Consider the following 9,958-nt stretch of genomic DNA (forward strand, 5'->3'; position numbering starts at 1 on the left):
GCGCGGCCAACTCCTCGTACGAGGGCAGCTGCGGCGGGGCATCGGTCACAAGGTCAATCTACCGGCCCCGCAGGACCACCTCGCACCACATCGCCGCAGCTCACCGGCCGTCCAAAACAGTCACGATTCCATCGTGGATGCGGTGGTGCAGACTCAAACCGCCACACCGCATTGGGGTGTCTCCGGAGACACGGGTTCCGGTAAATCGACCGTCCTTTATATTCCGGTGGTGCACGGGCGTCTGAACGGTGAGCTAATCGACATTCTCGATACGAAAAGGAACAGCCTTGCCGCCGCAGAGGGATTCTCGGGTGTGCGCATTCACAAAACCGTTCGAGAGTGCATCGGTGCATTCGCCGAGTTCTTGGCGTCCATGACGGCGGCCGAGGCGGCGGCGGAAAAAGGGGCCGATCCTGCGCTCAGGGCCCAGCTCGTTCCCCGCACCCTTGTGATTGACGAACTACCCACCTTGATCAAGCTCGCTTATATTTGGTGGCGTTACGGAATCAAGGGCAAGGGAACCCCGCCCTTCCTTGACTGGCTCGGCGTCATTCTTCTGCAAGGCCGGTCCTCGAATCACCGTGTCGTGGTCGGAACGCAGCAATTCGCAAACGCCTTTTTCGGTGGCACGATGGAGCGCGCGCAGATCGGCACGAGGATTGCAGTCGGTCAACAGGATCGGGTTTCCTGGGGGGTGGCGTTCGGGCAAAGCACTCCGGTTCTTGGGTTCGACGTCGACATCCCGGGGCGCGGCGCATACTCAGACAAGAGGAAAGATCCCGACGCGGACTATCTCTACGTTCGGGAGATTCAGCCGAGCTACATCACTCCCCTGGTGGGCGAGTATCTCCGACAGGCCCCCCAGGCGCCGGCATGGTTCGACTCCGGAGATATGGCTCCGTGGATCACTCCCGAGATCCTCGACGAGGTCAACGCCATCGCGGCCACCGCGGCGTTCCTTCCCGGAGGCAAGCACGCCCCTGGAGTCGCGTTGCCGTCAGGCAGGGGGATAGCGGCAAGTCTGCCCAGCTCACACCCCACGACAGCCGCCCACGCGACAGCAGGCGCGACAGTAGGCGCGACAGCCGCCGGGGCCCCCTATCCTGCCCCCGGTCCAGTGGACGAGGACGAGGATCTACCCGAGGCGTACAGCCTGGCCGAGGCGCACGCGAATGGAATTCTCCCCTGGAAGGCCGCCACCACGCGGACGTATTTCAAGCGAGGCGCACAAAGAGGGATCGCGATCCCGGAAGGGATTCCCGACGGTCAGACCTTGCATTACACGGCGGACCAACTCTCGGCATGGCTGGACGCGTGGCAGAAATGGCAGAACGCAAACGCCCAAGGCGCGCGAAAGGTCACTTCAGATCAGACGCAGGGAGGTTCCTCAGGTGCCTGATGATGTCGCACGGAAAGAGATCAGAAGAGAATACCTGACCGATAGTAGCGAGCCGCTAGATTTCGGGGGCTCCGCCTTTCTGTCCCTTGATCTAGTGGAATGCCGAATTTGGGTGTCCGCCACTATCGAATACGCGGATACGCCTCCCGTACTCGTCGGTGCAGGGTGGCAAATGAGGTGGCCCATTCCGCCCGTCGGGAACGATCGTGCAAATCGGTTGATCGGCGACCTCGTTGCACATGCCGAGAATCTGTGTCGATTGTCGTCCGTGCCGGACGGGTCTAATTTGGGAATCATCCTGTCCGGCGGGGCGGGTGCATCGATCGACGCGATTCAGAGAAAATGTGCGGAACTCTGGGGCGAGTGGTAACTCGACCTGGATAAAAGGAAGGGGTGGGGGTCAGTGAACCCCGCCCCTTCCGGATTTTAGAATGCGAATCCGCGCTAAATTTATGATCGCATCAGTCGTGACGTTGAACGCCTCAGAGAGGATCGGGATCCACCTCTCGGGAACTCCTTGGCGGGCGGTTTCCACATCGCAATACGTTGGTGTACCCACTCCGAGGAGTTTTGCTACGTCTTTCTGCCGCAAACCCGCCGCAGTTCGCAGGCGGCGCAGTGGAGGTGTGTCTTCTTCGTCGATGATCTCGCATATGGGGACGTTGAAGAGATCGGCGAGGCGTTGCAGCCTGGCAGGCCTCGGCATTCCGCCGGTGGTCTCCCATGTGGAAACAGTCGCACGCGAGCATTCGAGAGCAGCGGCCACCTGTCCTTGAGTCCAACCGTGCATTCGACGCAGCTCCCGCAGCCGTTCACGACGTATGCGCACCCGCCGCGCCCTCCCTCTCGTTGTATCTGCGGCGGCACTCTAGCGGTCCGTGATCATCAACCGGGGCCACTCTCCACGAGACGGCCAACGGCGCCGCCGTCTCCTACGAACTTCTTTGACGCCTTGATCACGACCGGCATAAGGTCGATCATCATGGGCCCAAATGGGCCGAGTGCGGGGGAGGTTACGGGGTGCCGTCGATCGCCACGATTGCCCGGAAGGTCATGGGCCTACCGGAGCCAACGGGGGAGAGCAAGACCAAAGGGAAACCGCCGGCCGGTGTTTCGCGGCAGGGTGCCGGCCCGGCAGTAGGACCGGCGAACCCCTGGGAGGCCGCAGGCGCCCAACTTCAGCAACAGACGACGCGTCCAGCACCGCCCCCCAAGGCGACGCCGGGCGCCCCGCCGATCCGACCCTGGGTGCCGCAGGACGAGAGGTCCGGCGCGGTGTTCGCTCGTCGATTGGGGCGCGGGCTTGTCTGGGGTGTCTTCATCCTCGCCGCCGTGACGGGGGTGCGCGCGTGGGTCATTCCGGCGAAGGCGCCAGCGCCTCAATCCACTCCGACACAGACCTCTGCGGCCTACCCCGACGCTGAGGCCCAGGCCGTAGCCGCGCGGTTCGCGCGCTCCTATCTCGGCTGGGATGAGAGCAAGCAATCCGAGCGGGCCGCACTCCTGGCGTCGGTCCTGCCTGCCGGCGCCGAGACCGCGATGGGATGGGACGGGCACGGCCGTCAAGACGTGCTCACGGTTCAGCCTGGCACTGTCACACCGGACCGGGAGCATCAGGCGCGTGTGCGCGTGGACGTTCTCATTCAGCCTGCCGCGGCACAGTCCGGAGACGGCAAGCCCGCCCCGGCGGCGGCCCGGTGGGTCGGCCTTGAGGTGCCCGTCGTCGAAACGTCCGGTCGCGTCGTCGTCGCGGGACGCCCCGGCCTCGTCGGCATTCCCGCCGCCGGCCCGAAGGCGCCCGACCTTCCCGCCCGTGAGGTGGATACCGAGTTGAGCACGCTGACGAATCCCGCCGTCGCGAAGTTCTTCGAGGCGCTCGCCGGGCGCGACGTCGAGTCCGTCACCGCCCCCGGCGCCCAGGTGCCGCCGCTTCCCGACGGCATCGCGTACAAGGGCCTCACGTCGTGGTCCGCCGACAAGGGGAGCGACGGGGACCGTTTCGGAACGGCCGTCGTCGCCTGGACGCTCGGCGGCGCGACCGTCGAACAGGTCTACCGCGTCGAGCTCACACGCGTATCCAGCGCCGACGCGCAGCGGTGGCAGGTCGCCGAGGTGCGCGGCGGCTCCCTCTGACCGCCGCTATGTGCCCAGCTCACAGAACATGAGCGGCCGTCATATCCGCTGGCCAGCCTGCCAACACCACTCCCAAGGGGGAATCTCGTGCAACACCACCTCGTCGAGCTCGCGGCGCCACTCACCACCGGCGAGAGCCTCAAAGACTGGATCCTGATCGTCGTCGGGAATCTGTTCATGGCGTTCCTGGCCATCCGCGCTTTGGGCCACTTCATCAAGAAGGAGTGGGGAGAGATGGTCACCCTCGTCGTGGCCGCCGTGTTCGTCGGCGCGATCGTGTGGGCCCCACTGGTCGTTAAGGACGTCCTCACCGCCGTGTGGGGCAAGGTCGCGGGGACGGCCTGACCTGATGCGCGTCGGACACACCTACACCAGGCATTTCGACCTGGAGACCAGACAACATGAACTGCTGGGGATGGACCTGGGCGAGGGAGCGCCGAGGCGTGCCCTGATCCTGGGCCTGATCCTCTATGCGCTCTGGACGGGCCCCCTCCTTCTGGTGTTCGGGCTCCCCAACGAGATCACGTTCACGCTCTATTTCCTGCCCCCGCTGATCACCGCCGTCTACGGCACGCAGCGGTCCCACGGGATCGAGCGCCGGTGGAACATCACCGGATGGGCCATCGGTGTTCGATACCTCGTCCTCGGCCACCGACCGATCATCTGCGGCGGGCGCCGTGCCGCCTCCCGAAGCGAGTGGCTCCCGCGTCGTGACCGGTGGGCGGGTAAAACCGAGCTCCTCCTCGAATCGCCTCTCGGTGGACTCGTCGAGCGATGGCTCGGTGCAGAGGACGCCGCCCCGGCCGGTGCCGGCGGGCCTATCCGGCTCGCCGCACGGCCTCGGCTCTACGGGCCCGACGCCGTCGCGAAGGCCTACGGCCGCAAGATCAGTCAGCAGCACCAGAAGGGGGAAGCATGAAAATCCTACGGAGGGTCGGCACTTTCCTCGGTGTCGGTGGAGACCGCTCGGCCACGGCCCCGCAGTACGTCGCGCTCGCCGACGGACTCGTGAGCACCGACACCCACGCAGAGGCCTGGTACGTTCTCGCCTCCTCGAACACCGACCTCATGAGCGAGAGCGCCAGAGATGGTGAGCTCGATGCCGCGAACGCCGCCCTTGCGCGCACTCTCGCCGGGTACGACTGCCACCTCCGCGTTCTGTGGTCCCCTCTGCACGCCGAGGACTACGCGGCCGAGGCAGCCGCCGGCATGTTCACCGCGGGTGCCTGGGACGAGTGGGCCGAGCTCCGCGTTCGCCGCCTCGAACAGATCGGCCTGCCCACCCGTCACCTCCTCCTCGGTGTACGCCTCACCGAACGCACCGGACAGGCCCAGACACTCAGCCGGCGCGGCATGCAAGAAGGGCTAGGCCTGAACTCCGCGAGCCTCGGAGCCCGAGAGTTGGCGAAGTTGGATGCCCAGATGCGACGCCTCGGGCGCCGACTGGAGTCCTCGCCATGGAAGGCGGTACCGGCCTCGGTTGAAATGCTCACCTGGATGATCAGTCGCGAGCAGCACCGCAACGCCCCGCTTCCCGCGCCGACCGCAGCCGGCGTCATCAGCGGCGCCAAACTGGCCGCGCTCACCCGGGGGCGGATCTACCCCCACCCGGACCACCTGCGCGTGATCGACGCCCACGGCGAGGTGTCCGCCTGGGTGTCCGTACTGACCATGAGTGGCTTCCCCGAGCAGATGGAGATTCCTGGCGCCGGCGAATGGTTGAGGACACTCTCAGAGATCAACTACGTGCCGGATATCCCCGACGACGAACTCCCCGACGACATCGACCCCGCATCGCTGATCCTGCCCGTGAGCCCCGAGGCCAGCGTTCGGTTTCGAGTCCAGCCGAAGCGGGAGGCGCTCAAAAAGGTCGATCAGGCTCGCCGCCTCGCGAAGGAACAGAGGCGATCCGCCGCCCAGCAGAGCGCCGAGGAACCCGGCCGCGACATCGAGGAGACGGAGGAGGTGATGGCCGAGCTCACACGCGAAATGCGGCGCGAGGACCTCACACTCGTCGAGGACCACCCGCGGATCGTTGTCACGAGCACCACCTCACTCGACGACCTCCGCGCCCGGGTCGATGCCGTCATCACCCACTACGGCGGCTCCGGGATCGAGGTCTCGGTCGGCGAGGAGGAACAGCGCGAGCTCTGGCTCGAATCTCAGCCCGGTGATCAAGTACGCGTCCCCGATCTCGGCCACATTCGCGATGTCACCGCCCTCACCGGCTCATGGTGGTGGGGCGGCGCGCAGGTCGGCGACGACACCGGACCCATCGTCGGATATCTCACCGGGTCGACGCCCGGCGTGTTCCGCAACGATGTCACCGCCGGATCGGACCGGGGTGACGCGACCACTACGGCGTACGTCGGAAGGTCGGGCAGAGGTAAAACCACCGCGATGATGCTCTCCATGCTCGATGCGGGATTTCGCGGCGCGTACTGCTTGGCCTTGGATTTCAAGGGTGACCTTGGGGGCGTCGTGTCCGCCGCCCGCCGGTACGGCCTCAACGCACACCTCATCGAAACGGGGCCCCGTTTCGCCGGCGCGGTCGATCTCTTCACCCTCCTGGGGGCTGAGGGCGGAATCGACGTCGCCCGCGGCGAAGTCCCGGCGCAACTCAGCATCGCGGCACCCGAACACCTCCGGGAGCGCGGCGCCGAGACCCCCATCACCCACGCCACGAACGCGGTGATCAAGGCCGGTGACCCCGCCACTTGGAAGGTGATCGAGTACCTCCGGCAGATGCAAGACCCGCTCGCACGCGAAACCGGCGAGGCTCTCTACGAGCTGAGTCAGAACTCGCTCGGCGCACCCTTCATGGGCCGGCCCACGGGCGAGGCCCCGCCGCTGGAACCCAAGCCGGGAATTTGGGTGGTGCAGATGCCCGGCCTCGCTCTGCCGGGCGCCGATTCCAGCCGGAGCGAGTGGAACCCCATGCAGCGGCTTTCGGTGGCGCTCATGCACTCGATGCTCGCCTACGGGGTCACCACCGCCGGCCGCCGCGATCTCCGCGGCCTCCGCAAGGCAGTCTGTGTTCCGGAGGTGCACGTTCTCACCGCCACCCGCGAAGGGGCAACCTTCCTTCAGTACATCGCCCGTGTGGGCCGGGCGTTGGCAACCTCGCTCCTCCTCGACACACAGGACCCGGAATCGCTCGTCAAGCTCGTTGGTGTCATCGAGCAACTCACCACAGTTGCCGCTTTCCAGCTCACGACCCCAGAGCAACAGGACGCCCTGGCCCAACTCCTCGGCCTCCCCAAGAACCAGCACACCCGCGATCTGATTCAAGACGTCGGTCTACTGCCCGACCGGGAAATTAGGCACGGGCACTGCATCATCCGAGACCGGCGTTTCAGCTGTGCCACCGTGCAGTGGGACGTCCCCTCTGACGAGCTCCTGGCGCTCCTCGACACAACCCCCAAGGCGACGCAGGGCGGAAACGACAGCGCCGTGACCATGGAAAAGGTGGACGTGTGAAGCGACGCGCAATGGCGGTACTGGCGACGGCCGCCGCTGGTTTACTCCTGGTCGGATGCTCCTCGTCCGACGACGGTACGGCCAAGGGGACAGGGAAGGAGCCTGCCGCCGCGATCCTTGCCGCCGCTCGCTCCTACCAGGAAGCCACCAACCGTCAGGACTGGCGTGCGCGCTGCGAGCTGACGTCTACGCGACTGCGGTTCGGCGGCACTGTCGAGGAGTGCGTCGCGAAAGACGCGCCGCGCCCATCGGCGTCACCCTCGGCCTCGGAGTCGAGCCCGACGCCAACGGTTGAGCCGCCCCGGTACGCGGACGGTTCGACCCCGCAGGCAAGGCCCACACCGACGACGAGCGGACCTGAGCGAGCCGACACCGGGCCGGTGACAGCCTCGGACGTCGTCGAGGTGCCAGCCACCACCCGGCACCCGGCCGGATACGGAGTCTTGATCACCTATTCCGTCCAGTGGCCCGGCAAGCCCTCCACCAAGTCAACGCGCGCCCTGCGACTCATCAAGGAGTCCGGCGCCTGGGTCATCGATCAACACGAGGACGTGAGTGATGCCGACGTGGCCCACGGCTCACCCGTTCGCACCGCTCTTTCTGGGGGGTAAGAGTGCTAATTCGTAGACTGCCGCGTCCGAGGAACGTGGTAATTCCAATCCTGTTCGCGTACACCTCGCTCATGGTATTTGCGGGGCAGGCGCATGCAGGCGAAATCAAACCGCTCGGTGTTGGCGACCTCATGCCGTCACCAAAACTCACAATTCCCGATGGCGGGGGAACCCTGTACGAGACGTACGGGAGCAGTCAACACGTCTGGATTCTCGACGAGCAATTCGGGTGGGGGGACACGTTCGAGGCGACATTCCACGGAATTGCCGATCTCTTCATGCTGCTGACCGTCGTGGTTGCTTCGGCCGCGATCGTCATCGTGCAATGGATCTTTCAACTCACGTCCATCCCAGCTCTCGAAAACGCCATCTCCGGCAGCATTGGCGGCGCCGCCAAGGGATTGTCTCTAACGCTTCTGCCTACCGCGCTTGCCGTCGGCGGTCTCGTTGCCTTTGTTCAACACAAAAAAGGCGGCGGCGGGGGAGGCATGTCGCAGATCGCATGGGTGCTGATCTCCGGCGTTTTCTCCGTGTCGCTCCTGACCAGTCCGCAAGTGTGGGTGGACGGACTGGGGACGGCTCGGCAGGTCGGCGCCGATGTCGCGATGAACGCGACATCAGCGGGCCTCGGTGACGGGAAAGCAGAATTTCCGTTCAAGACTCCCCATGAGCCAAAATTCACGGGAACCGGTCGCGAGGACATGATCAGGAAGTCCAACGACGCCGTATGGCGTGCATACGTTGCGACTCCCTGGTGTGTGGCCGAATTTGGCTCGCGGGAAGCATGCGAGAAATACGGCGCTGATGTACTCGAAAAGGGGAGTGACAGGGACGAGCGGGAAGAATGGTTGAAAGGCCACGTCACCGAGGCCGCCGTCGGTAAAGATTCCGTCCAGTGGCGGCAGGGGCACAACCCCGGGGGGCGCGTCGCCGTAACGATCCCGGCGTTCATCAACGTCGTGTTGTTCGCGGCTCTAGTGATCATCCTGGCCTTCACTTCCCTGGCGAGCTTTATCGGCGCACTCTTCCTGCTCTTGACCGGCGTAATTTTCGCCTGCCTCTGGGTGATCCCAGGAAGGCCGAGGCAATGGGGACTTAGCTGGTTTGATCAGCTACTCGCCCGAACCCTCGAATCATTCATCGCCACATTGGTACTCGGCGCCGTGCTCTCCCTACAGGTCGCAACAACGACTCTCTTCGACGAGTACGGGTGGCTCCCAACAAGCGGCCTGGCCATCGCCGCGGCCATCGTCGGCATGCAGTTCCGATCCGTCCTGGCTCAAATCTTCGGCGTCCGTGGCAGCACCGCGGGTGGCATGCTCGCCGGCTTCGTCGCCTCGCGCCTCCTCAACGGCGGTGGCGGCAAACGGCGTCGCAACAGCGGCGGAGCCAACCGTCCCCAGGGATCGAATCCCGGTGGTGGCCGCCGACGACTACCCGGCGGCGGTGGCGGACAGGGCGGCCCAGGAGGCACGCCTCCCGAGATGGGCAACGGCGTACCGACTACCCCGCGCGTTCCCCCGCAGCGCCCGCCCGTTGCCCGGCCGCTGCCAACCGGCGGGGCTACGGGACAACCTTCCGCCGGCAGTCTGGCGGGCACCCACCCCCGAGCCGGCAACACGGCCGCAGGCACGATCAACCCCACGGTCACCATGGAACGCGTCCGGCCCGAACCTCGACCCGCAGGCGCCGCAGTGGAAGCCGGGGCCGTCCGCCCGTCCGTTCCCGCCCAGAAGCCCCGCCCGGCACTTCCCGCCGGCGTCGGCACGGGATCGTCCTCGTCTGAGGGCGCGGTATCAGGTCGTGTTCTGCCACCCGCGAGCTCGACCACGCGCGCCGAGGCCGGAGCCGCCCCCGGCTACGCGTTCCGGCAGGCCCCAACGCCTACCGCCAGTGCCGAGGGGTTGCCGTACATCCGCGCCACTGTTGTGCGCAGCGTGCCCAACAAGCCGCCAGCACCGTCACGGCCGGGTCGCCGCAGTACGCCGCCTCCGACGAGGCAGACCGCCCCAACAGAGCGGCGGCCGATGAGCAGTCCGCCACCGCCCCGACCCGGGGCGAGTGCGACCAACTCCCGCACTGCGGCAACGTCCGCACGGAGGGGCTGACCCAATGGCCCAGAAAGACGAACCGACCCCCGAGGAATGGCGCGAGATCCTCGCGAACTTCACCTATCCCGATGAGGTCAAGGAGACTCCCCGCCGCCGTACTCAGGTTGAACTCGTAGTTGCCGTGGGTGATGACGGTCCTTGATCCCTGCGGTATGCCGTGGGGATGAGGTATGCGCAGGGGGGCGGGTACACGCCCGAAAGACAGGCGGCGCGTGAGCGGTTGA

Annotated in this window: 9 protein-coding genes; 8 read left to right on the forward strand and 1 reads right to left on the reverse strand. The window is 66.0% G+C overall.

Features of this window, described 5'->3' with window-relative positions:
- A partial coding sequence (locus OTB19_RS39820) for a type IV secretory system conjugative DNA transfer family protein (protein ID WP_267803679.1) occupies window positions 1-1,399 on the forward strand: 1,399 nt, incomplete at its 5' end.
- A 400-nt stretch (window positions 1,400-1,799) separates the two neighbouring features.
- On the opposite strand, the gene OTB19_RS39825 is transcribed toward OTB19_RS39820, so the two are convergent.
- Window positions 1,800-2,228: a helix-turn-helix domain-containing protein gene (locus OTB19_RS39825; protein WP_267803681.1), complete on the reverse strand. Its 429-nt coding sequence runs from the start codon at window positions 2,226-2,228 to the stop codon at window positions 1,800-1,802.
- A 419-nt stretch (window positions 2,229-2,647) separates the two neighbouring features.
- Here OTB19_RS39825 and OTB19_RS39830 point away from each other — a divergent pair, with 419 nt between their 5' ends.
- From OTB19_RS39830 to OTB19_RS39860, 7 genes are all read left to right on the forward strand, one after another.
- Window positions 2,648-3,532, forward strand: a complete 885-nt coding sequence (locus OTB19_RS39830) for a conjugal transfer protein (RefSeq protein WP_267803683.1) — start codon at window positions 2,648-2,650, stop codon at window positions 3,530-3,532.
- An 87-nt stretch (window positions 3,533-3,619) separates the two neighbouring features.
- The gene (locus tag OTB19_RS39835; RefSeq protein ID WP_267803684.1) at window positions 3,620-3,877 is read left to right on the forward strand and encodes a hypothetical protein; all 258 of its coding nucleotides are present in this window, start codon (window positions 3,620-3,622) and stop codon (window positions 3,875-3,877) included.
- 4 nt (window positions 3,878-3,881) lie between these two features.
- Complete coding sequence (locus OTB19_RS39840) at window positions 3,882-4,451, forward strand: hypothetical protein (RefSeq protein ID WP_267803685.1); 570 nt, start codon at window positions 3,882-3,884, stop codon at window positions 4,449-4,451.
- 89 nt (window positions 4,452-4,540) lie between these two features.
- Entirely contained in the window at window positions 4,541-7,012 is a 2,472-nt protein-coding gene (locus OTB19_RS39845) for an ATP-binding protein (protein ID WP_267803687.1), read from the forward strand.
- Window positions 7,013-7,392: 380 nt separating this feature from the next.
- Window positions 7,393-7,623: a hypothetical protein gene (locus OTB19_RS39850; RefSeq protein WP_267803688.1), complete on the forward strand. Its 231-nt coding sequence runs from the start codon at window positions 7,393-7,395 to the stop codon at window positions 7,621-7,623.
- Window positions 7,624-7,694: 71 nt separating this feature from the next.
- Complete coding sequence (locus tag OTB19_RS39855) at window positions 7,695-9,731, forward strand: hypothetical protein (protein ID WP_267803689.1); 2,037 nt, start codon at window positions 7,695-7,697, stop codon at window positions 9,729-9,731.
- A 4-nt stretch (window positions 9,732-9,735) separates the two neighbouring features.
- Entirely contained in the window at window positions 9,736-9,876 is a 141-nt protein-coding gene (locus OTB19_RS39860) for a hypothetical protein (RefSeq protein ID WP_267803690.1), read from the forward strand.
- Window positions 9,877-9,958 lie beyond the last annotated feature (82 nt).

Source organism: Streptomyces sp. H27-H5, from assembly GCF_026627505.1.
Classification (GTDB): Bacteria; Actinomycetota; Actinomycetes; order Streptomycetales; family Streptomycetaceae; genus Streptomyces.